This window comes from Bacillus sp. FSL M8-0266 (genome assembly GCF_038613425.1).
GTDB classification, from domain to species: domain Bacteria; phylum Bacillota; class Bacilli; order Bacillales; family Bacillaceae; genus Bacillus; species Bacillus pumilus.
Map to the genome: position 1 here is coordinate 1250625 of NZ_CP152015.1, position 20891 is coordinate 1271515.

The 20891-nt window shown below is 37.0% G+C and carries 24 protein-coding genes and 2 pseudogenes; 20 read left to right on the top strand and 6 right to left on the bottom strand.

Going from position 1 to position 20891, the window contains the following annotated elements:
* Nucleotides 1-22 precede the first annotated feature (22 nt).
* The 6 genes from MKY83_RS06165 (at nucleotide 23) to MKY83_RS06190 (ending at nucleotide 5301) form a co-directional block, all read left to right on the top strand.
* The gene (locus MKY83_RS06165) at nucleotides 23-853 is read left to right on the top strand and encodes a sialate O-acetylesterase (protein ID WP_044142117.1); all 831 of its coding nucleotides are present in this window, start codon (nucleotides 23-25) and stop codon (nucleotides 851-853) included.
* A gap of 154 nt (nucleotides 854-1007) precedes the next feature.
* Complete coding sequence (gene catA / locus MKY83_RS06170) at nucleotides 1008-1670, top strand: type A chloramphenicol O-acetyltransferase (protein WP_268508133.1); 663 nt, start codon at nucleotides 1008-1010, stop codon at nucleotides 1668-1670.
* 519 nt (nucleotides 1671-2189) lie between these two features.
* The gene (locus MKY83_RS06175; protein WP_044142121.1) at nucleotides 2190-2681 is read left to right on the top strand and encodes a hypothetical protein; all 492 of its coding nucleotides are present in this window, start codon (nucleotides 2190-2192) and stop codon (nucleotides 2679-2681) included.
* Nucleotides 2682-2737: 56 nt separating this feature from the next.
* Nucleotides 2738-3619 carry a hypothetical protein gene (locus MKY83_RS06180; RefSeq protein ID WP_223249863.1) on the top strand — a complete coding sequence of 294 codons (882 nt, stop codon included), beginning with the start codon at nucleotides 2738-2740 and terminating at the stop codon, nucleotides 3617-3619.
* Between the two features lie 394 nt (nucleotides 3620-4013).
* A complete protein-coding gene (locus MKY83_RS06185) occupies nucleotides 4014-5132 on the top strand; it encodes a tetratricopeptide repeat protein (protein WP_113768779.1) in 1119 nt (372 codons plus the stop codon).
* Complete coding sequence (locus tag MKY83_RS06190) at nucleotides 5122-5301, top strand: RapH phosphatase inhibitor (protein ID WP_065097702.1); 180 nt, start codon at nucleotides 5122-5124, stop codon at nucleotides 5299-5301. Before MKY83_RS06185 ends, MKY83_RS06190 begins: the two co-directional genes overlap by 11 nt.
* Before the next feature lie 102 nt (nucleotides 5302-5403).
* On the opposite strand, the gene MKY83_RS06195 is transcribed toward MKY83_RS06190, so the two are convergent.
* Nucleotides 5404-5994 (bottom strand): type 1 glutamine amidotransferase family protein, encoded by a 591-nt coding sequence (locus MKY83_RS06195; RefSeq protein WP_065097701.1) that lies wholly within the window; start codon nucleotides 5992-5994, stop codon nucleotides 5404-5406.
* Between the two features lie 179 nt (nucleotides 5995-6173).
* Between MKY83_RS06195 and MKY83_RS06200 the strand changes: the two genes are divergently transcribed.
* Nucleotides 6174-7004: an SMI1/KNR4 family protein gene (locus MKY83_RS06200; RefSeq protein ID WP_342488362.1), complete on the top strand. Its 831-nt coding sequence runs from the start codon at nucleotides 6174-6176 to the stop codon at nucleotides 7002-7004.
* Between the two features lie 45 nt (nucleotides 7005-7049).
* Here MKY83_RS06200 and MKY83_RS06205 read toward each other — a convergent pair whose 3' ends face one another.
* Nucleotides 7050-7298, bottom strand: a complete 249-nt coding sequence (locus MKY83_RS06205; protein ID WP_003211793.1) for a DUF2651 family protein — start codon at nucleotides 7296-7298, stop codon at nucleotides 7050-7052.
* Between the two features lie 587 nt (nucleotides 7299-7885).
* Between MKY83_RS06205 and MKY83_RS06210 the strand changes: the two genes are divergently transcribed.
* Entirely contained in the window at nucleotides 7886-8782 is an 897-nt protein-coding gene (locus MKY83_RS06210; protein WP_113768782.1) for a macrolide 2'-phosphotransferase, read from the top strand.
* A 245-nt stretch (nucleotides 8783-9027) separates the two neighbouring features.
* On the opposite strand, the gene MKY83_RS06215 is transcribed toward MKY83_RS06210, so the two are convergent.
* The 4 genes and pseudogenes from MKY83_RS06215 to MKY83_RS06230 form a co-directional block, all read right to left on the bottom strand.
* Entirely contained in the window at nucleotides 9028-9903 is an 876-nt protein-coding gene (locus tag MKY83_RS06215; RefSeq protein ID WP_342488363.1) for a LysR family transcriptional regulator, read from the bottom strand.
* 23 nt (nucleotides 9904-9926) lie between these two features.
* Nucleotides 9927-10625, bottom strand: a complete 699-nt coding sequence (locus MKY83_RS06220) for an amino acid racemase (RefSeq protein ID WP_065097698.1) — start codon at nucleotides 10623-10625, stop codon at nucleotides 9927-9929.
* 67 nt (nucleotides 10626-10692) lie between these two features.
* Nucleotides 10693-11286, bottom strand: a pseudogene (locus MKY83_RS06225) (GNAT family protein).
* A 16-nt stretch (nucleotides 11287-11302) separates the two neighbouring features.
* The gene (locus tag MKY83_RS06230; protein WP_065097697.1) at nucleotides 11303-12193 is read right to left on the bottom strand and encodes a LysR family transcriptional regulator; all 891 of its coding nucleotides are present in this window, start codon (nucleotides 12191-12193) and stop codon (nucleotides 11303-11305) included.
* A 127-nt stretch (nucleotides 12194-12320) separates the two neighbouring features.
* Here MKY83_RS06230 and MKY83_RS06235 point away from each other — a divergent pair, with 127 nt between their 5' ends.
* The 12 genes and pseudogenes from MKY83_RS06235 to MKY83_RS06290 all read left to right on the top strand — a co-directional run bounded on the left by MKY83_RS06235 (nucleotide 12321) and on the right by MKY83_RS06290 (nucleotide 20861).
* On the top strand, nucleotides 12321-13478 hold the full coding sequence (locus MKY83_RS06235; protein ID WP_065097696.1) for an MFS transporter: 1158 nt from the start codon (nucleotides 12321-12323) through the stop codon (nucleotides 13476-13478).
* A 39-nt stretch (nucleotides 13479-13517) separates the two neighbouring features.
* Nucleotides 13518-13919, top strand: a complete 402-nt coding sequence (locus MKY83_RS06240; protein ID WP_342488364.1) for a GNAT family N-acetyltransferase — start codon at nucleotides 13518-13520, stop codon at nucleotides 13917-13919.
* Between the two features lie 213 nt (nucleotides 13920-14132).
* The gene (locus tag MKY83_RS06245) at nucleotides 14133-14654 is read left to right on the top strand and encodes a ClbS/DfsB family four-helix bundle protein (protein WP_342488365.1); all 522 of its coding nucleotides are present in this window, start codon (nucleotides 14133-14135) and stop codon (nucleotides 14652-14654) included.
* A 239-nt stretch (nucleotides 14655-14893) separates the two neighbouring features.
* Complete coding sequence (locus MKY83_RS06250) at nucleotides 14894-16027, top strand: tetratricopeptide repeat protein (protein ID WP_342488366.1); 1134 nt, start codon at nucleotides 14894-14896, stop codon at nucleotides 16025-16027.
* On the top strand, nucleotides 16017-16154 hold the full coding sequence (locus tag MKY83_RS06255) for a hypothetical protein (protein ID WP_012009633.1): 138 nt from the start codon (nucleotides 16017-16019) through the stop codon (nucleotides 16152-16154). Before MKY83_RS06250 ends, MKY83_RS06255 begins: the two co-directional genes overlap by 11 nt.
* Before the next feature lie 97 nt (nucleotides 16155-16251).
* Nucleotides 16252-16485, top strand: a complete 234-nt coding sequence (locus tag MKY83_RS06260; RefSeq protein WP_065097693.1) for a hypothetical protein — start codon at nucleotides 16252-16254, stop codon at nucleotides 16483-16485.
* 223 nt (nucleotides 16486-16708) lie between these two features.
* Entirely contained in the window at nucleotides 16709-17158 is a 450-nt protein-coding gene (locus MKY83_RS06265; protein WP_342488367.1) for a GyrI-like domain-containing protein, read from the top strand.
* A gap of 144 nt (nucleotides 17159-17302) precedes the next feature.
* Nucleotides 17303-17935 (top strand): hypothetical protein, encoded by a 633-nt coding sequence (locus MKY83_RS06270; protein ID WP_065097691.1) that lies wholly within the window; start codon nucleotides 17303-17305, stop codon nucleotides 17933-17935.
* 165 nt (nucleotides 17936-18100) lie between these two features.
* Nucleotides 18101-19281 (top strand): annotated as a pseudogene (alr, locus tag MKY83_RS06275) (alanine racemase).
* 102 nt (nucleotides 19282-19383) lie between these two features.
* Nucleotides 19384-19581: a hypothetical protein gene (locus MKY83_RS06280; RefSeq protein ID WP_319610460.1), complete on the top strand. Its 198-nt coding sequence runs from the start codon at nucleotides 19384-19386 to the stop codon at nucleotides 19579-19581.
* A 56-nt stretch (nucleotides 19582-19637) separates the two neighbouring features.
* Nucleotides 19638-20078: a kelch repeat-containing protein gene (locus tag MKY83_RS06285; protein ID WP_319610461.1), complete on the top strand. Its 441-nt coding sequence runs from the start codon at nucleotides 19638-19640 to the stop codon at nucleotides 20076-20078.
* A gap of 114 nt (nucleotides 20079-20192) precedes the next feature.
* The gene (locus tag MKY83_RS06290) at nucleotides 20193-20861 is read left to right on the top strand and encodes a hypothetical protein (protein ID WP_342488370.1); all 669 of its coding nucleotides are present in this window, start codon (nucleotides 20193-20195) and stop codon (nucleotides 20859-20861) included.
* Nucleotides 20862-20891 lie beyond the last annotated feature (30 nt).

Here is a 20891-nt window from a genome sequence, read left to right on the forward strand (position 1 = left end):
ATTTAGTGGAGGGGAAAATGATATGAAGTCATTTTTACTAATTGGACAATCAAATATGGCGGGTCGAGGCTTCAAGCATGAAGTGCCTCCGATTTATAATGAAAGAATCATGATGCTGCGAAATGGTAGATGGCAAATGATGACTGAACCTATTCATTTTGATAGGCCGGTAGCTGGTGTAGGACTAGCGGCTTCCTTCGCGGAGGCTTGGTGCAAGGATCATGAGGGAGAGAAGATTGGTCTTATTCCATGTGCCGAGGGTGGCAGTTCCATTGATGAGTGGTCACGAGATGGGGCATTATTTCGTCATGCAATAAATGAAGCTAAATTTGCAAAGGAAGATAGCGAATTGGTCGGGATATTATGGCATCAAGGAGAAAGTGACAGCCAAGATGGGAAATACAAAGAATACTATGAAAAAATACGAAGATTATTTCATGAACTAAGAACTGAATTATCTGTACCTAACATTCCGCTTGTGATAGGAGGTTTGGGCGATTTCTTGGGAAAGAGAGCATTTGGCGCAGGGTGTGTGGAATATCAACTGATGAATGAGGAACTACAAAAATATGCATATCATAATGAAAATTGTTATTATGTTACTGCGAAAGGCCTTGCATCTAACCCAGACGGAATTCACATCAATGCGATGTCTCAGAGAATATTTGGTATAAGATATTATGAAGCATTTCGAAAAAAAGAACATATACATGAACCATTGCCAAATGAACATGAGTTAGTGAATGAATGTCATAATAGAATGAATACCTCAGCGGAGAATACATATATAGCACTAGAAAAATTCACGTTGGGCAAGATAACTTACGAAGAGTTGCTGCAGGCTTTAACATAGGCTAAGCTTATGGTAGCCTTTGAATGAAAACGTTATAACTTACATTAGTGATAGACAGAAACATGACAAATCTTTTGAAAGGATGATTGTGGTGGTGAAAACAGATAAAGTCTCCTCCTGAATACAGTAAATCACATTCAGGAGGAGATAAAAAATGTTTAAACAAATAGACGAAAATTATCCAAGAAAAGAGCACTTTCACCATTATATGACGTTAACCCGATGCTCATATAGCTTGGTGATCAATCTAGACATCACGACATTGCATGCAATATTAAAAGAAAAAAGGCTAAAAGTATATCCTGTGCAAATTTATTTGTTAGCAAGAGCTGTGCAAAAAATTCCTGAGTTTCGGATGGATCAAGTGAACGATGAACTGGGTTACTGGGAGATTCTCCATCCTAGTTATACGATTCTAAATAAAGAAACAAAGACATTTTCAAGTATTTGGACGCCTTATGACGAAAACTTTGCTCAGTTTTATAAAAGCTGTGTAGCCGACATTGAAACATATAGCAAAAGCAACAACCTATTTCCGAAACCTCATATGCCAGAAAACATGTTCAATATTTCAAGTCTACCGTGGATTGATTTTACTTCTTTTAACCTTAATGTATCTACAGATGAAGCTTATTTACTGCCAATATTTACGATAGGCAAATTTAAGATGGAAGAAGGAAAAGTCATTTTGCCCGTTGCCTTACAAGTACATCATGCTGTTTGTGATGGCTATCACGTCGGTCAATATGTAGAATATTTGAGGTGGCTTATTGAACATTGTGAAGAGTGGTTAAATGATTCAATGCAAATTACCTGAAGACAAAAGGTGCTCCTATGGAAATCTAGAAGATGAAGGCAGACTGAAATGAGTCTGCCTTTTTGTTTTGTGATGAATGTACAAGTACTTGTGCTAAAGGTTATTGGTGTGCAAAATAGCAATCAAGTTATGTTTCTCGGAAGTTCTTTATTGCGGTTTTTTTGCGGTGTTTTATAAATCCCTTTATGTGATAATAAATGTAATATAAGGTAATTTAATGGAAGTGAGTAGGAGGTGTGGGGAATTCTAGTTTAAACTGTCTTAAAGAGTATGCCTGTAAACTTGATTGTTACGATTCTGAGTGTTTGTTATATATGTTTTTTATCAAATATTATAGGTGATGAACTACGGAATTAAGAATAATCTTTCCTTTTAGTAAGAAGGGTGGGGTAGACTCTAAATAAAGAAAAACAGTTATTTGTCAAATATACAAAACTTAATACTCACTGAAACTTCATACCGTTATATTGTACTATCAGTATATATTTTACTAAAAATTGACTAAAGGTGGTTTAAATTATGAAAAAAAGCAATACATTATTACTTTCTTCAATACTTTTAGCTGGAACGATATTCCCAGCAACTGTTTCAGCAACAAATGTTGATAAAAATGAAAATGAATGGATAACGATTGCAGAGGATTCTGCAAGGGATTCTGTATCGCATTCAATTAACAAAAAATCGGCTAAATCTGACTATGTTACTAATTGGAAACTAAGAAAAACTGGTGGAGCGATTGGTGAGATATTTCAATGTAAATACAGCATGTTAACTACAGCGAAGTCAAAGGGGAAAATTGATTATATTGAAGCGAAATCTCGACTATATGGAGGAGATGGAGGACTTTCTAAAAGCAAAACCGATTCTGCAAAGAAATCTAATTATGCTGGAGCAAATGCTGCCGGTGGTGTAAGTGGGGGTTGGGGATGTAAAGGTAAAGCGATAGGAAACTCATTATATAAAGATAGTGGTTATAAAACTGTTAGTCGCCAAAAGACTTTTAAAATATAATATTAGTGATGAGACATAGAACAATTTTATTCATAATAATTTTCATAGTGTTACTAGTGACACTTATTTTATTTCTCAGACAAGAAAAAGTCTCTAGTGATAAAGAGTATAATGATGAAATGATGGATGTTACTGGTCCAGGAACAGATACCGTTTCATATGGTATGTATGAACCTGAGGGGAAATTGCTTGATACACTAGATATCGGTTTCATTAAAAATAACCAAATTAACAAAGTTCTTTCCTTCTCACATTACATAGATGCAGATAGAAAGTACACGTTACTCTTACTAGCAAATTTTAAACAAATAGAATTCTCTGCAGATAATCATAAGCCATCTAAATCATACACATTTGAGATGACTAAAGATCAGGTGATCGCATTACCAATTAAAGCTAAATTACCGAAAGATGTTGGAGAAATCGCGTTTATTATCGTTCCTGAGGCAAAGTATCATTTAAAAGACAATGATATAGAAATAGCCACTGGCTTACAAGAAAACTATATTATGCGCTACATTACAAAAAAAGCTTCATCTAATAAGTTTGGAAGTGAACTTCACCCCACATATAAAACGGATGAATTAACTGGAGAAGAAATTTTCATGGCTTCAGGAAAAATGTCAAATAAGGTTTTATATACTTCCAAAAGTCAAATGCCTGTCTATCTCCAATTGTATAATAACGGTAAAGAAAAAATGAATTATGCTTTAGTGGCTTTCTCGGAAAACAATCAACAAAAATTTAATGGGAAACATGTGATGTATGTATCTGTAGAGAATGAAAAAACAAATGTTTATAAAATAAAATTGCCAAAAGTTAAAAAGGAAAATAATTTTCAAATAATTGCTTTTCCTGCACCTTTTGATAATAGTACTAAATTTGAGGAAGTTAATTTTAGAGGCTATTCTTCAATTAGAACGTTAATTCAACCATAGGGGGCAATTTTATGTGGATTATCATTATTTTGTTAATCATATTGATAGGATTTACAGGAAACATTGTGTCGATTTTAAGGAATATAAAACAATCTAATGAAAAAATTATAAAATTATTAGAAGAAAATCAGCCACCAAAATAGTTCATCAGTTCATAGTAACAAGCATAGAGCTAAAGTTTTATTACAGCTCAAAGAGAATAACAAATTAAGTATCAGCTAAAGAAAAGGTTATCTGACAACCTATGTATAGTTACACTACTATTCGTGTATTTTTTACATTGCTCCTTTGAAGGAGCTCTTTTTTATTTTTTAGTTGGTTTTCGGTGCTTTGTAAATTATTGTATGTGATAATAAATGTAATATAAGGGAGTTTAGTGGAAGGGGAATAAGGGATGGAGAAAGTTCTTTCTTCATATGTAGGTGTGAAAATAAATGAATGGTATAAAATGATTCGGCAATTCAGTGTACCTGATGCAGAGATTTTGAAAGCTGAGGTCGAACAAGAAATTGAACGGATGGAAGAAGATCAGGATTTACTCATTTATTATCAATTGATGTGCTTTCGCCATCAGCTGATGCTTGATTATATCAAACCATCAGAAAAACGATCTCCTTCTGTTTCTGATTTGGTTGATAAAATTGAAAACTCAAATCATCAACTTTCTGGTATGCTGCAATATTACAATGCCTTTTTTAGAGGAATGCATGAATTTAGTAAGAAAGAATACATACAGGCTATCCAATATTATAAGATCGCTGAAAGACAGCTCGCACTGGTTGTAGATGATATTGAGCAAGCGGAGTTTCACTTCAAGGTGGCTGAAGCCTACTATATTATGAAACAAACCCATGTTTCCATGCATCACATAATTAAGGCGCTTGAAATTTACGATCAGTATGAGTTATACAAAATTAGAAAAGTTCAATGTTTATTTGTAATAGCAGGAAATTATGATGATTTTAAGCAGTATGAAAAATCATTAATACATCTCAATAAAGCCTATTCCATCGCTGAAAAAACAGCGGATAAAAGATTGATTGCCAAGGTACTTTTAAATATAGGAAACAATTATGAAAAAAAACAAGATTATGCAAAGGCTATCCAATATTATCAAGAGTCTCTTGAAATATCAGAAGATGGTATGGACGATGTAAAATCGGTCATATATGTTAACCTTTGTTGGGCGCTATATAAGACAGGAGAAACTGATGAAGCATCCAAATTAGTGGATAAAGCTTTGAAGCTGATCTCTCATAAAGAGAATCCGCACGAAATTCTATTAATACGTTCTATAAGAACTACATATGAAAGTAATGATGAGGATAAGATTCAAGCTATGCTTCAGACATTTGAAGAAAAGCAGTTGTTTGTTTTCGTAGAAGAATTCACTAAAAATCTTGCAGTTATTCATGAAAAAAGAGGAAAGTTTGAGAAAGCAACAGAATATTACAAGATGGCATTTCAAGCCCAACAAAATATTCAAAAAGGAGAGTGTCTTTATGAGTATTAAAAAAATGATTGTTATAAGCTCTATAATCTTTCTAGGTGCAGGTGTATATGAAGCATCTAGTACGATAAAACCAGCATCAAATCGAAATACAACAATGGAAGATTCGAATAGAAATACAACTTTCATTCCACAAAAAATCGATCGAAACACAGTATCTCAAAACGTATAGATGAAAAGAAAACAGACCTTAAGGAGGTCTGTTTTCTTTTTGGGAAACATGTTAAAACAGCAAGGCTTATAATAAAACCTTCACAGATATCTTCTACCTTTATTAAGCATAAGGATTTCCATATTTACGACAATATTCATAAAAACCGTAACGATTCATAAACATTATTTTTTCAATGTTTTCAGGAGTATCAAATTCTATCATTTCTAAAGTTAAACTAGTAAATTCAATCGAGGCAGTTCCATTTGCGGTGACCAATTGTTTATCTCTTACCGCCTGTTTCTCTATGAACTCAGAGGCCGGTTCATAATGTTCTTCATCTCTCCATAGGTCAACAGAATTCCCCGTATGGATATGGTGATTCAACAATCCGTTTTTTGCTAAATAATCCACCGCTCCGCATATCGCTGCTACCGGAATGTTTTGCCGAAATGTATTTTTAACGAAATGTAACAGCTCTTTACTGTCATCACCCCAGGAGTTCCCACCAATCATCACGAGCAAATCAAAATGGTCAGGTTCTGATCCTATGATGTAATCGACAGTTGTTTTAAAACCACCTATTGAACGAACAATTTGCTCTAAAGAAATAGTATAAACTGACCAACCTTCCTTTTGATTTAATGAAGAGGCTAAATAAGCACCTTCCCAATCCGCATAATCATCTAATAGAAGAAAAAACGCCTTTTTCATCAATTGTCGCTCCTTAGAATCGTTTTTAACATAATGATAGAGAACCCACTGTTAAATGGACCTATGATCTTTCTATTTATTATATCAATTTCAAAGTGACACAGTAAGTGTATAAAATGAGCAAATGAATCGTTGGTCAATGTTATACTTATCTCAATAGATACGAGGAGGCACCCACTTTGATATCATTCTGGGAAAAAGAAGAAGAGAGCCCTTTCACATTAAAAAAGATAAATGAGGAACAAATTCGTGAAGCAGAGGGAACACTTGGAGTCAGTTTACCTAATACATACAAAAAGCTCATTTTAGAATGGAATGGTGGTTTTACAGTTCGTAATGCTTTTCCAACGGAACAGCCGAACTCATGGGCAGAGGATCATGTTCATTTTGAACATCTAAGAGGAATCGCCAAAGATGATGGCATCATGAATAGTCCCCAGTTAAGTGATGAATTGGATCTGCCTGAGGGACTTGTGATCATCAGCGGAGAAGAAGATACATGGATCGCCATGGATTATCGAGAAACGAAGGAACATCCTCCTATTCACTATTTTGATTTAGAGCTGGAAGTAGATTTTAAGCTTGCAGATACTTTCGATGATTTTATTGAGAAGTTATATACAGCTGAAGATGCGATGATCGAAGTAGTAGAGATTGAGGAGGAAGCTTCGGATTTATATGTCAGTAAAGAAGAGCTTGAACACAAGTTTGAGAGGCAAGACCTTCGTCAACAGAATCTCTTCAAAATGGCACATTATCCGATGGAAGAAACGGAAGAGATCGAATGGTTTTTCAATCGTATGAAACAATGCATCCAACAGATAAAAGATCAACATGTTTTGTATGAAACAGCGACAACGATTCACTCCATCCTTCTATTAAACCCGGATATGCCAAGGAATGACCGTATCAATCAAGAGCTGCAAGAAATTGCTGAGTTTCTAGAAAAGAGTGGAGAGCCTAATACCACCTTTTTGGGAGAAGACATTCATCCAGTGAAAAAACGATAGTGAAAGAAGAAAAGCCCCTGAAAAGGGCTTTTTAAATGTAGTAGTTTATGACCTCTTTTTATTTAAAATTTTCATGATGAATAATGCTATATATGAAGCAATGAATGAGCCAAAAGTGTAAACAACTGCCCATCCTAAGAAGGAGACATTAAAAAGTGTAAATGTCAGGATGAGTAAAATGATAAAGCTCACAACTGGCATGAAATAAACCTTTTGTACAATCAATGTGACGATAAAAGAGGCGATAATCATACTGACTGGAAGCAAGCCGAATGCGAATTCTAAATGAGTCATATCAATTCTCCCTTTAAATAACTTAACAACATTTGATTTGTTCTAATTGCCTCTCATACACTCAAAATTCATTGTACATCGGGTTTTTGAGTTTAATAAATTTATTAGACAAAAGAATCAACAAGCATATCGCATCATAATAAATACATTTATTACATTATGTGTAATTTAATAAGGTGTCTGATGATTTTAAATCCTTCTTTTTGTAATCTTATTGAAAGTCATATTTAAATAAAGTATAGTAACTTTATATTACAAAGAAGAGGATGGTTAAAGATGATGCATGCAGGAAGATTACGCCAGCAAACTTTGAACAATCAGTAATTTCATATGTTCAAAGGCTCTGTTTTCATCAAACGGAGTAAACGGGGGAGTCTGCACATTTTTAATGATCTTCAGCGGGAAAGTATGCAATTTCACTAGAAGACAGGCAGATCTGTCTTTTTTGTATGTTTTTATCATACAAAGAAAGGCATAAGTCTAGCTTTGTTTACTCTGACCACATAAAATAGCCTGTTTGTGGTTTTTTGTGATGATATTCTTGATGCCTATTGATCATGACTAAATGAGCAATTGGAGGAATGGATATGAATAGACTAGAATTAAAGCAGTTAGCCAATCATCACGGGTTAGAGATTTTAGAGAATACCATCAAAATCAATGAATCAGGTGTTGATTTCCGTGTTGCACATGTCGAAGGTTTACATGGTGATCAATGGATATTAAGAATGCCTCGCAGACCTGAATCAATGAAACATACCTTACAAGAAAAAAAGACATTAGATCACATTAGTAGGCAGGTTCACTTTCAGGTTCCTAAGTGGTCTATCTTTACAGAAAGTCTGATTGCTTATAAACAATTAGAGGGTGTACCGGCGGCTAGTATTGATGTGGAACAGCAATCTTATGTGTGGAGTTTTGATCAAACGAATGTACCGCAAGCTTATTATGAATCATTAGGAAGCGTTTTAGCGAATGTACATTCCTTAGATCAACAGCCTTTTAAAACACTCGGTGTGGAGATGCTCAGTGCTCATGAATTAAGAGAATCAATGAAACAGCGAATGGAACGTGTCAAATCGCAATACACCATTAACAGCGGTTTATGGGAGCGCTGGCAAACATGGCTAGCAAAAGATTCTTTATGGCCGCCTTTCGTGGGGGTGAAGCATGGAGATTTACATCCTGGCCACATTCTGATTGATGAAAATCAATGTGTTACGGGTGTGATTGATTGGTCTGAAGTGGGGGTTGGTGATGTATCTGCAGACTTTTTGTCGCATCAACTTCTCTTTGGGAAAGAAGGATTAACAAAACTTATCCATGCGTATGAAAAAGCAGGCGGGAGAACTTGGCCAGGAATGGATGAACATATAATAGAACTTCTGACGACAAGTGCGATCACTGTGGCCGAGTACGCACAGAGATCAGGATTAAAAGATATGCATGAAACTGCAGCATACATGTTGGCAAACGAAAGCTAATCAATCAGGACGAATCCAAAAAAAAGCCCCTAAAAAGGGCTTTTTCAGCGTGTAGACAAACCCTCGCATTCGGTGTCAGTCCTGCGTGCTGGTGCTCACGAATGTCAAATTCGCTCCGCGCCAGTACTCGTCCTTCCTAGACTGCAAAGATTTTCTATCACGCTGAAAAGAAGACAAAGTGCTAAAATAAAGAACATTTTAGCACTTTGTCAACAATCTGAAAAAGCCCCTAAAAAGGGCTTTTTTTAATCTAATTCATGAAAAAACTGTTTGAGTTGATCAATGAAAACGGATTTTGATTTTCCTTTTTTATAAATGAACTCGATATTGATATTGAAATTGATGGATGGATCGATTGAAATTTGTTTTAATGTTCCTTGTTCTACCTCATTTCTAACGCAATGATGAGGTAGAAACGATAGTCCCATTCCTTGAAGCACTAAATTTTTTGCGGTTTCCATATGATCAACCTCTATGGAAATGTTCGGTGTGATGTTGTTCTTTTGAAATAATCGGTGGAGCATCAGCCAATCAAATGACCCATAGTCAAAGAAAATAAAAGGCTGTTCTTCTAGTTCTTTCATATTGATGTTGTCATGGCTGGCGAGCGGGTGATGAGTTGGGACGAACAGCCCAATTGGATCGCTGAAAATAGGAATCGATTCAATTTGAGGATGTGTTTCAGTCCTGACAATCCCAAAGTCTACTTGGTTGTTAATCACTTTTTTGACAACATCCTTTGAATGTCCTGTTACAATTTTCACTTTCAGGTTTTCGTATTTTTCTTTTAGTGCGGGTAATATGTTAGGCAATAGATTATTGGAAATAGAGGATGCGCATCCAATCGTCAATTCATAAGGAATCATCATTTGTTTGAGACTATGCTTTGCTTCTTGATAAGAATGGAGGATCTTTTTGGCATGCGGGTAAAACTGTTCACCTTTTTCCGTCAGAGATAGTTTATTTCTCTGTCTATCAAATAATTTCAGGTCTAATTCTTTTTCTAACGATTGAATACGTGCCGAAACAGAAGGCTGGGTTAAATACAGTGCTTCCGCAGCTTTATTGATACTGCCTAGCTGGCATACATAAATAAACGCTTCTATATTCTCAATATTCATTTTATCCCCTTATGTTACGTTCTTTAAATGTTTAGCTTTTCAAGCTCATACACTAATTTTACAGCTTCTTTCGCCAAAATGACAGTAGGGTCAATCACTTTCACATCTTTAGTTGACCTTAGGACTAAGGGGATTTCTGTACAGCCGGCAATGATGGCTTCTGCCCCTTGATTGATTAATATTTCTGCAGCTAACGCCAATTCACTTTCGCCTTCACTTAATTTTCCTGCTTTCACCGCATATATCCCATTCATCACGTTTTTCTGAAGCTCTTCACTAGGAGTGATGATGTCAATATTGTGATGAGCACAAGCCTTTTGATAGAGCTTAGTTTTTAATGTTCCATCAGTACATAGTAAGCCCACAGATGTATAGTGATGTTTGTTTAGATAATTTGCGGTTTCTAATGGCATATTCATGATAGGGATATGAGTGGAATGTCGTACGTTTTCTAAAAAGAAGTGAGCGGTATTGCATGCAATGAGAATAAAGTCCGCTCCTGCACGTTCTAATCTCTTAGCTGATGCAATCATATCATCTGTAGGATCTTCGCCTTTCCCAAATATGGCATTGGTTCTATCAGGGATTTGCGGATAATTATCAGCAATCACATGGATATGATCCTGATCTTTTATCGCTGGAGTATGAGAAATGATTTTTTTCATCAGATCAATCGTTGCTAAAGGACCCATCCCGCCCATAATTCCGATCGTTGTAGACATATACGCCACCACATTTCTTTTTTTCTATTATAAAAAAAGAAAGCATGGTGAGCGTTATAGAAAAGTTCTATATGTATATAGAAGGTTTATCAAAAGCGTCTTTTAATGAGGTACGGACCCACTCCGATTGAAGAATCGTATATTGATATTCATCAACCCGATGTCCTTTTGACATATCATTTTGAAGCAAATGTCCTTCGCGACTCATTTCTAAACGTTCCAGCACTCGAATAGATTTTTCATTGCGCACATCAGTAAAGGCAATGATTTTATGCTTGTTCAGTGTAGTGAAAATATATTCGAGCCTTGAACTCAATGCTTCGTGAATATAGCCCTTTCCTTGAAATTCAGGTGCGAGTGTAAATCCGATTTCAACGATTCTAAGCTCGCTGTCAAGTGTATGAATGGCGCAATCTCCTATCAGTTGATTGGATTCAGGTAAGGCAATGGCGCATTGAAACCATGTCCTTGGTTGATTAGGTTTTTGCGTCATTAGATGTTGAACAAATGATTCAGCTTCTTCGTACGTATAGTTTTCCTAGGATTGAAATGTTGCAATAAAGGGATCTGCTCGATACTGATAAAATGCTTCAATATCTTGCAGATCAAATTGGCGAATAACAACCCGGTGTGTCCTTGTAAATATGCTGTTTGCACTCATGTTTTAACCTCACTTTTTAGTTTGTTTTCGATTTGAAAAAGTCTATCAGCCATTCAGATAGCTGCTGCTGCGCTTTGCTGACAAATCGATCTGCATAATAAGTTAATTCCAAGTGACGAACAGGTGCCGGATCAGCAATAGGAATCGAAACAATATTTGGCCACGTCGAATGTTGTTGTAGCAATCCTCGCGGCTGAATGGTTGCACCGATGCCAGCTTCAACCAGCTGCAATAATGAAGCTGCGGACCCAACGTCCATGACAGTGTCTAGTTCAACACCCTGTTCTTTACATACGTCATCTACTAAATCCCTTCCTAGATACCCCTTCGGATACATGACCAAAGCATGCTGCGTTAGCTCTTCCAATGTCACTTCATTCTTTTGGGCTAGTTCACTTTCTGAATGAACAAATAATTCGTAGGGCTCACTTCCAAGTGGAATTTGAATGAGACGCTTATCCGCAGGCCCTCTCAGTCCGATGCCGAGATCCACTTTATGCGACAGAACTTCTTCACGAACGAAGATCGTTGAATATGCTTTCAAATTGGTTTCAGGATAAAGTGTTTTAAATTCTACAAATAGCGGAACAAGCTGAAAGTCAAGATCGGAAGGGAGAACTGCAAGTCGAACGTTTCCCCGTTTTTCAGATAATAGTTCTTTCATCGCATTTTTTGCATCTCTTTCAGCTTGAAGCATTTTCATCCCATATTGATAAAGCAGAGTACCCGCTTCGGTTGCGACGACTTTTTTGCCGATTCGATCAAAGAGCGGCATCCCAACTTCTGCTTCAAGCAGCCGAATTTGCTGGCTTAATGTAGGCTGTGATATCCCTAATTGCTCAGCAGCTTTTGTGAAATGTAAATGATCGAATACAGCCATGAAATATGTAATATGCCGAGTATCCATTTGTCATCCTCTCATTGATGATAGTTTTTTACTATCATTATAATACGAATTATTGTATTGATCAATGAATGCGGCAGATTTATACTCAAAGTAACTTCAACAAGTTGAGAGAGGAAGAAGTGCATTGATGAAAAAAATATTTTATTTAGCCGCTTTATTTTTAGCTGCATTAAACTTGCGCCCAATCATTACGTCCGTGGCTTCTATGATGAGTATGATCCAATCAGAGCTTGGTGTTAGTGCGCTGACAGCAAGTCTTCTAACCACTTTACCGGTCTTGTGCATGGGGGTGTTTGCACCTGTAGCAACTAAACTAAGCCGCCGTTTTGGTTTAGAGAGAACGCTTTTTTTCTCGATTCTTCTCATCACGATCGCTACTGGACTACGTGGGACGAGTCAAACGGTTGCCGTCCTTCTTATCACTGCATTTGCAGGAGGAGTTGGGATTAGCTTTGCAGGTCCTTTGTTGTCTAGTTTTATCAAAAAGTATTTCCCGAAAAATCCGGGGATTGTGAGTGTTTATTCTATTTCGATGACGATTGGGGCAGCACTTGCTTCCGGCTTCACCATTCCGATTTATCTTCGCAATGAGCATAATCTTCCGCTCGCCTTGTCTTGCTGGGCGGTTTTAGGGATCATCGCATTGATCTTATGGCTAGGGCTGGCTCGGAAAAAACAACAAGCTGATCATACAGTTTTACCGCTAAGGCTGCCACTGCGAAACAAAAAAGCCATTCAATTCACCTTGTTCTTTGGCTTTATGTCCAGTATGTTTTACTCGTTAACAGCATGGATTTCACCCATCGCCCTTAGTTTTGGCAATAGTCCACAGTATGCCGCTATGCTGCTAACGATATTTACACTGATTCAGATTCCAGTGGCATTACTTGTTCCAGGGGTTGTCACTCGCTTAGGAAAACCGAAATTATTTCTGATCTTATGCAGTGTGTCAGAGTTGATCGGCCTTATTTTCCTTCTACTTCCAATGCCTATTTTGCCAGCCGTCATTTTCCTAGGTATTGGGGCAGGTGGATTATTTCCTTTAGCACTTATGCTGCCCATTATTGAGACGCGTACTCCAGAGGAAGCCGGAACCTGGTCCGCCATGTCGCAGATGGGCGGGTATATCATGGGCGGGTTTGGTCCATTTTTTATTGGCCTAGTTTTCGATCTAAGCGGACACTTTCAAGCTTCCATTGTTGCCATGCTTGTCATTGTCTCGTTAATGATTGGTGTTCAGTTATCAATGAAACTAGGTAGAAAAGAGGAAGAAGTGTCGAGTTAAATCAGAGCTTCACATTTCAATCAAAACGAGGGGATTCTATTGCTCATTCGAGGAGCAAAAACGGTAGACTATCCACAATTAAGAGAGGTTTATTTAGCGTCTCGTCGTCAAAGCTTTCATTGGTTGAACTCAGATGACATGAATTTATATGACTTTGATGAGAATACATGGGAGGAAAAAATTTTCTTAGCTGAGGAAAACAATAAAATCCTCGGATTCATCTTGCTCTATGTACCAGATCGTTTTATTCACCTCTTGTTTGTACATCCAGAAGCGACTGGTCAAGGAGCTGGCGATCTGCTGCTCAAACATGCTATCAAAGTGCTGGGAACTCCAGTCACCCTTATATGTGTCTCTGACAATCACAACGCTTTGACTTTTTATCAAAAAAGAGGCTGGAAGGCTGTTGTAGAAGAAGGGGGGCCTGGGGAGAGATACTGAGTGTTTGTTTATGATGGAACGTAAAGAGTGTCTTCTTTTTTCGCAGCCGCTTTTATAGCTTTTCTTTATTGAGCTATTGCTTTTTCGCTCGATTAAGAGTTTGATTATCATAGAGACTGTAAAACAGAAGGCATGAGCTACAGTTACTTTTTTGTACTTTTGCAAGATATGTTCCGAGAAAAATTTGCACAAAAAAAACTAGAGGTGAATCATATGACAAGCTATGAGTCAAAAGATGTTTTAAAGCAAGCAATCATGAAGACGTACAATCAATACGATGAAGAATTTGATATGATTCCAGAAGAAATGAAAGATGATCGAATAGAGGATGTGAGCCGAACTCCTGCAGAAAATTTGGCTTATCAAGTTGGTTGGACAACCCTGCTGCTTCAATGGGAGCAAGACGAAACTGAAGGAAAGGTTGTCCATACGCCAGCAGAAGGATATAAATGGAATCAGCTTGGCGCATTATATTCTCTTTTTAATGAGAAGTATGCTTGTCAACCACTAGTCGCATTAAGAGCTCAGCTCAAACAGAATGTGTTAACTATTTGTGATATGTTGGATCGTATGAGTGAAGAAGAATTGTTTGAACCTCATCAACGAAAATGGGCGGATGAAGCTACAGCAAAGGCTGTTTGGCCAGTTTATAAATTTATTCATGTGAATACCGTCGCCCCTTTTAAAAATTTCCGTACTCAAATTCGTAAATGGAAACGATTAAAACAAGTATGACGTGAAGGATAGACTAGATACATATATTTCGTTAGACCTGATGTTATCATCAAATCTTAGAGAGTACAGAGGGCACTGATTCGAGCTCAGTTATTCCTCCTTCTCAAAATTATGATCACTCACATGGCTTCTTTCAAGAAGCTTTTTTTGTTCTTTTGCGGTTTCTTTTCGGTGCTGGAAGAATCATAAAATGATAATATATGTCATTATAGGGGAAATAGAGGAAGGGGTAAGGTCTGATGAAGAAAGTGCTTTCTTCTCACGTCGGCTTGAAAATCAATGAATGGTATTATCATATTCAACGATTTAACGTACCGGACGCCGAGGCATATAAAGAAGAAATCAAATCAATGCTTGATCATATGGAAGAGAATCAAGATTTATTATTGTATTTCTCACTTATGGAGTTCAGACATAAATTAATGCTTGATTACTTGAATCCTTTAGAAAATGGGAAAGAGCGGGCGAACTTTAGGGAACTCGCAATGAAGATCAAAAGGGATCAAGAAAAATTAACAGGATTGCTCGAGTATTACTTCAATTTTTTCTACGGCATGTACGAATTTGAAAACTATGAATACCTAAATGCGATTACCTTCTATAAGCGGGCAGAAAAAAAGCTGTCTCTTGTCAGCGACGATATTGAACGTGCCGAGTTCAATTACAAGATGGCAGAAATCTATTACCACATGAAACAAACCCACATGTCGATGCACCATATCGCACAGGCGATAGAATGTTACCGAGAAAAAGATACATACACAGTCAGAGAAATTCAATGTTCTTTTGTGATTGGATTAAACTACATCGATATGGGTTGCCCCGAAAAAGCGATACCCCATTTTCAACACGCACTAGAAAAAGCCGCCGACAACTCAACAAAACGATTAAAAGGATCAGCACTTTATAATTTAGGGTTGAGTTATTTTCATAACAAAGAATTAGCACAAGCGATTACTCACTTTAATGATTCAATTCGAGCATTTAAAGAGCAGGGATACGAGCATTTAAATAGAATCTTAGATCCGCTCATTATGTTGTCAAAAGCCTACTTCAAAAAGAAAGAACAGGATTTAGGTACATACGCTTTAAATAACGGCATAGAACTATCTGAAAAGCTGAAAGACCATATTTTATTATTGATATTCAAGTTTTTAAGATCCCTATACATTGACAATAATTTTGAGCAGTTGGAAAAAATAATGGAATTGTTAGAAGTAAAGTCAATGTATCCTGACCTTGAAGATTTAGCAAAAGATGCTGCAAAATATTATAATGAAATGGGAGATAAAGACAACGCGATGCATTTCTATGAAAAGATTCTTTATTTCCAAACTCAAGTAAAGCGGGGGGACTGTCAGTATGAAATTTAAAACGTTATCAGTAGTATTCGTGATGATTAGTGTCATAAGTGTTGTTGGTTATTTTACGTCTGAAGTGACAGCAAGTCATGATGAAGCTAGGAGAGGTCATACTGCAAGTATTGGTTATACTGCTTAAGTAAAAAGCCCTTAAAGGGCTTTTTACTATAAAACGGAATATACGCTATGTATAAAGAATATTTTTCCCATAGAAAACATACAGAGGAGGAAGTGAAATGACAATGTTAAAATCAACAGTATTTCGAAAGATTTTCATTATATTTTTTGCTTTAACCTTTATGATTAGTCTGTTCAATATGGCGATGTTTCCGGGGACGCCAGTGTCTTATTATGTTGGCCTGGTTTGTAAGATGTTGTTTATCAGCTTGTTAAATGGTCTATTTTTCGGAACAATTATCTATTTGATTGTCACCCTTCTCTTTGCTAAATCTTCAAAGGAAAATCAATAAACAAGTGAGCGGCTAAAGACCGGTCTTTTTTATTTTAAAAAATTGGACATGCTATTTTAAGAGAAAATGAGATGACTTAATTATCTAAATCGCAATTCCTGTGAATGTTTTTCCAACATAATTCAATTATTTTTAATATCCTACTGCATTATATTTTAAAGGATGTTACCGTTGGATGTAAGGAATGATTGGCCAATCTTCCAATAAGAGTTGGAGGGGAATCATGAATTACAAAATTGAAATAGTAAGCAATATGAAGATGGTGTATATGAGGAATATAGGACCATATGGCAACAAAGAAAATATAGAGATGATGAAGAGATTTAAAAAATGGATCAATCAACATCAATTAAATGATGAATTAAAGGAATTTGGTATATATGGTGTTCCTCAAGATGATCCTGGAAAAATTCCACCAGAAAAATGCAGATACGACCTCATGTTGATGACAAATAGAGATTTCTCAAAAGATCAAATGGTTCAGACTGGACATTTTGAAGGGGGAAAGTATGCTGTGTTTACAGTGACACATACAATCGAAAAAGTGAATTTGTTTTGGAGCCAATTGCCTCAAATGATCCAAAACAATCAATTGAACATGCGTCAGGCATCTATTATGGAGAGATATAGAGAAGAAGAAGGCGTGTGTGAGTTCTTACTACCTATCTTTTAAACACTTGAACGAAATTCAATAAGAAAAGCAGACCTTTATGGTCTGTTTTTCTTCCTATCAGATTTATATTCTTAAATCATCTTGCTTCAAATGCTATACTATGGCTAAACCATTCATGAAGGGTCATGATAGGAGGAGCATTGTGTGATATTCATCATAGGCATTGTCATTGCTTTTATGATTGCTATTTTAGGTTTTACTGTTTTCGTAGATGTAGGGAATGGATTGGGGACGGTTCTCAGCATCATCGGAGGACTGGTCATTTTATTCATAGCCGGTAGATTACAAAGGCGAAAAGAACAGAATGATCCCAACATATTATTGGACAAAATGATGATGTTTTTTCACGAAGATGGGTTTCAAGCATCTACCTATATATTTTCAGAGCAAGTTGATAAGGGCTTTGCGATTGATGATGAGTTAAAGAAAATGCGCTTTATTGAACATCAGCCTGGCGGGTCAACTAGAAAAAAAAGATTTGCAGTCACAGATATTTCCTTGAAAGATTTGAAACAAGTTGAGATGTTAGAAGATGGTGTGCCGATTGATGATGTAGCGGAGAGTGATGATAAAGAAGAGGTCTCGACGCTTGAATTAAGGTTCACAATGAATGACCAAGAATTACACGCGATGACAATCAACTTCCTGCAATTTGATGTGCCTGTTCCTAAGAGCAATGCTCAATACTTAACTGAACGGGAAAATTTGCAGGAGATTTATCATGATATTGATGAAATGATGAAATCTGCGGATGAAATTGAATATCATCGCTCATAGAGAAGAAATCACAGTTGATGTGGTTTCTTTTTTTATGTGAAACAAGACAAAGCAGGTCCAGTCATTGTAGTTGAATGTTTTTCTCAAAAATGAATAAAGATAGACTAGACGCAAAAGCGAGCATGGAGATAGAAAGAACGCTCATGTGATGAGGAGGAAAAATAAATGAAAAAGCTATGCAGGGAAGTCTGGATCGAAGTCAATCTCGATGCGATTAAAAGAAATATCGAAGCCATTCAAGCGCATATTCCAAGGAAAAGTAAGATCATGGCTGTCGTGAAGGCGAATGCTTATGGACATGGCTCAGTGGAGGTAGCCCGGCAGGCACTGGAAAGCGGTGCGACGGAGCTCGCAGTAGCTAGCTTGGAGGAAGGCATTGTGCTGCGAAGAGCAAAAATTGAAGCACCGATTTTGGTTCTTGGATTTACCCCGCTCGACTGTGTGAAAAGGGCTGCGGCCTGGAGAATTGATCTATCTGGCCTTCGTGAAGACTGGATTGTTGAAGCAAATGAGATCTTAGCGGAAGAAGAAAGTCAGCGCCGGCTTGGGATACATGTCAATGTCGACACAGGGATGGGGCGATTAGGTGTACGGACGAAGGAAGAGCTTTTAGGAGTGGTGGAGGCACTTGAAAAGAGTGAAAACCTTAGATGGGACGGGATTTTTACGCATTTTTCCACTGCAGATGAGCCTGACCCTGATTTTACGCAGCTGCAGCACAGCATTTTTATTGATTTTCTTCGTTTTTTGAAAAAACAAGGAATTAAGCTGCCGACCGTACATATGAACAATACAGCGGCTGCCATCGCGTTTCCTGAATTTAGCGCCGATATGATTCGGCTAGGCATCGGACTTTATGGACTGTATCCTTCTCAATACATTAAAAGCTTAGACGCTGTTCAGCTAGAGCCCGCTCTCAGTTTAAAAGCAAGGATTGCGTTCGTAAAGGAAATGGTGACAGAGCCAAGGACCGTCAGTTATGGTGCAACATATGTAGCAAAACCGGATGAAGTCATTGCCACCATACCGATCGGTTACGCAGATGGGTACTCACGTGCTTTATCAAATCGGGGATTTATGCTTTTCCGCGGAAAACGAATGCCGATTGCTGGCCGAGTCACAATGGATATGACGATGATCAGTCTGGGAGAAATGAAAGCAAAGCAAGATGAGGAAGTCGTCATATACGGTCGTCAAAAAGGCGGAGAAATTTTTGTCGATGAAATCGCTGAAATGCTCAATACAATCAACTACGAAGTCATCGCTACTTTAAGCAGCCGTGTGCCGAGGTTTTATCGTCGAGGCGGCAAGATTATTAAAATACAACGCCGGTGATGTATGTATGAGGATTTTATTATAAAAAGTTTATTTGAAAAACCATTAAATTGTAAACTTTACAAATGTTAGATCGATAAAAGGAGGGAATATAATGATGTGGAGGAATAAAAATGAAAAAGAAATTTTTACTATTTATCATGGTACTTCTTTTAACAAGTACTCTTAGTCCATTTAAAGCAGATGCAGAAACAAAATCAACTGGATGGACAAAACGAGCTGATTTACCAGAAGAACGTATTAATGCCGGTGTAGGAGTGGTAGATGGAAAAATTTATTTATTTGGTGGCGCAAGTGAAAAAATAAGTTAAATAATCAAACATTTATGTATGACCCTAAGAAAGATGTTTGGGAAGAAAAAACGAGCATGCCGACAAATAGAACAGGCGGTACATATGCTACAGTAGGTAAGAAAATATATCTAATAGGTGGAATAAACGAAGAAACAAAAACAGCTTATAACACGATTGATATATATGATACAGAACTTGATCAGTGGGCTGAAGAACCGATTCAAATTCCAAGAGACCCTGTATTTTCAACTTATGACAAAGGAACTTTGTACGCAGTTGCAGTGAAAGAGAATATATATATTGTATCTTCAAAAAACTCTTATAAGAATAATGTCTATCAGTATAATACAGCCTCTGGTGAATGGAAGAGCTTGAACTCATCGGCTTTACCATCTCGAAATGGGAGAGCCATTTCTGCAATTGACGGCAAAATATATGTTGCAGGCGGCGAAAATTTGATTGGACATAGTAGAGAAAGATCTTTGTTCCAGTATGATATTTCAACAGATAAATAGAGTAAATTAAAAGATAGTGACTTAACTTCAACTGTATTTGAACCGGCCTACGAAGCAAATAATGGGAAATTCTTCGTTATTGGTGGACAACGGACTGGTGATCGTTCAAGTGAAATGCTGAATATCGTTCAAATTTTCAATCCGAAAGATGGTCAATTTAAAAATTCAGCGTATGATTTGCCAGAAGGTAGAGTATCAGCTGTGGCAGTAATTGTTGATGACCAATTGTATGTCATTGGCGGACGTGACTACTCGAATAGCATGAGAAACCTCTCTGTAAAAAGTGATTACAAATCAGTGATTTCTATTCCATTAAGCGAGTTGCGAATAACTGAAGATGAAGCAAAGCCAGATGATGGCACAACAGAAGGACCGAAAGATCAGGACGGAACTAAGCCAGGTGATGGCACAACAGAAGAACCGAAAGATCAGGATGGAACAAAACCTGGTGATGGCACAACAGAAGAACCGAAAGATCAGGATGGAACAAAACCTGGTGATGGGTCAACAGAAGAACCAAAAGATCAGGACGGGACAAAACCTGGTGAAGAAGCAACAAAAGGTATACTTTCAATTACCATGATAAACGGACTGCAAAAGGATTATTTGCTCTCAATGAAAGAAATCAACGATTTTCTTAACTGGTACAAAGAAAGAAGCTTTGGAGTTGGTATGAACTTCTATGAACACAATAAAGGTCCTTTCACAAGTAAGAAAGAGTACGTTGTGTACCAAAATATTTTAATGTTTGATATCAAACAATACTGTATGATATTCATATAATGGCAAAACTGCTGATGATAGATCAGCAGC

Bases quoted from the DNA above. Each gene is read 5' to 3' on its own strand.
- MKY83_RS06220 (WP_065097698.1), bottom strand. From the start codon at position 10,625: ATGTCTACAACGATCGGAATTATGGGCGGGATGGGTCCTTTAGCAACG.
- MKY83_RS06210 (WP_113768782.1), top strand. From the start codon at position 7,886: ATGAATAGACTAGAATTAAAGCAGTTAGCCAATCATCACGGGTTAGAG.
- MKY83_RS06215 (WP_342488363.1), bottom strand. From the start codon at position 9,903: ATGAATATTGAGAATATAGAAGCGTTTATTTATGTATGCCAGCTAGGC.
- MKY83_RS06195 (WP_065097701.1), bottom strand. From the start codon at position 5,994: ATGAAAAAGGCGTTTTTTCTTCTATTAGATGATTATGCGGATTGGGAA.
- MKY83_RS06265 (WP_342488367.1), top strand. From the start codon at position 16,709: ATGAATTACAAAATTGAAATAGTAAGCAATATGAAGATGGTGTATATG.
- MKY83_RS06165 (WP_044142117.1), top strand. From the start codon at position 23: ATGAAGTCATTTTTACTAATTGGACAATCAAATATGGCGGGTCGAGGC.
- MKY83_RS06280 (WP_319610460.1), top strand. From the start codon at position 19,384: ATGAAAAAGAAATTTTTACTATTTATCATGGTACTTCTTTTAACAAGT.
- catA (WP_268508133.1), top strand. From the start codon at position 1,008: ATGTTTAAACAAATAGACGAAAATTATCCAAGAAAAGAGCACTTTCAC.
- MKY83_RS06285 (WP_319610461.1), top strand. From the start codon at position 19,638: ATGCCGACAAATAGAACAGGCGGTACATATGCTACAGTAGGTAAGAAA.
- MKY83_RS06185 (WP_113768779.1), top strand. From the start codon at position 4,014: ATGGAGAAAGTTCTTTCTTCATATGTAGGTGTGAAAATAAATGAATGG.
- MKY83_RS06230 (WP_065097697.1), bottom strand. From the start codon at position 12,193: ATGGATACTCGGCATATTACATATTTCATGGCTGTATTCGATCATTTA.
- MKY83_RS06175 (WP_044142121.1), top strand. From the start codon at position 2,190: ATGAAAAAAAGCAATACATTATTACTTTCTTCAATACTTTTAGCTGGA.
- MKY83_RS06290 (WP_342488370.1), top strand. From the start codon at position 20,193: ATGCTGAATATCGTTCAAATTTTCAATCCGAAAGATGGTCAATTTAAA.
- MKY83_RS06250 (WP_342488366.1), top strand. From the start codon at position 14,894: ATGAAGAAAGTGCTTTCTTCTCACGTCGGCTTGAAAATCAATGAATGG.
- MKY83_RS06205 (WP_003211793.1), bottom strand. From the start codon at position 7,298: ATGACTCATTTAGAATTCGCATTCGGCTTGCTTCCAGTCAGTATGATT.
- MKY83_RS06190 (WP_065097702.1), top strand. From the start codon at position 5,122: ATGAGTATTAAAAAAATGATTGTTATAAGCTCTATAATCTTTCTAGGT.
- MKY83_RS06245 (WP_342488365.1), top strand. From the start codon at position 14,133: ATGACAAGCTATGAGTCAAAAGATGTTTTAAAGCAAGCAATCATGAAG.
- MKY83_RS06235 (WP_065097696.1), top strand. From the start codon at position 12,321: ATGAAAAAAATATTTTATTTAGCCGCTTTATTTTTAGCTGCATTAAAC.
- MKY83_RS06255 (WP_012009633.1), top strand. From the start codon at position 16,017: ATGAAATTTAAAACGTTATCAGTAGTATTCGTGATGATTAGTGTCATA.
- MKY83_RS06260 (WP_065097693.1), top strand. From the start codon at position 16,252: ATGACAATGTTAAAATCAACAGTATTTCGAAAGATTTTCATTATATTT.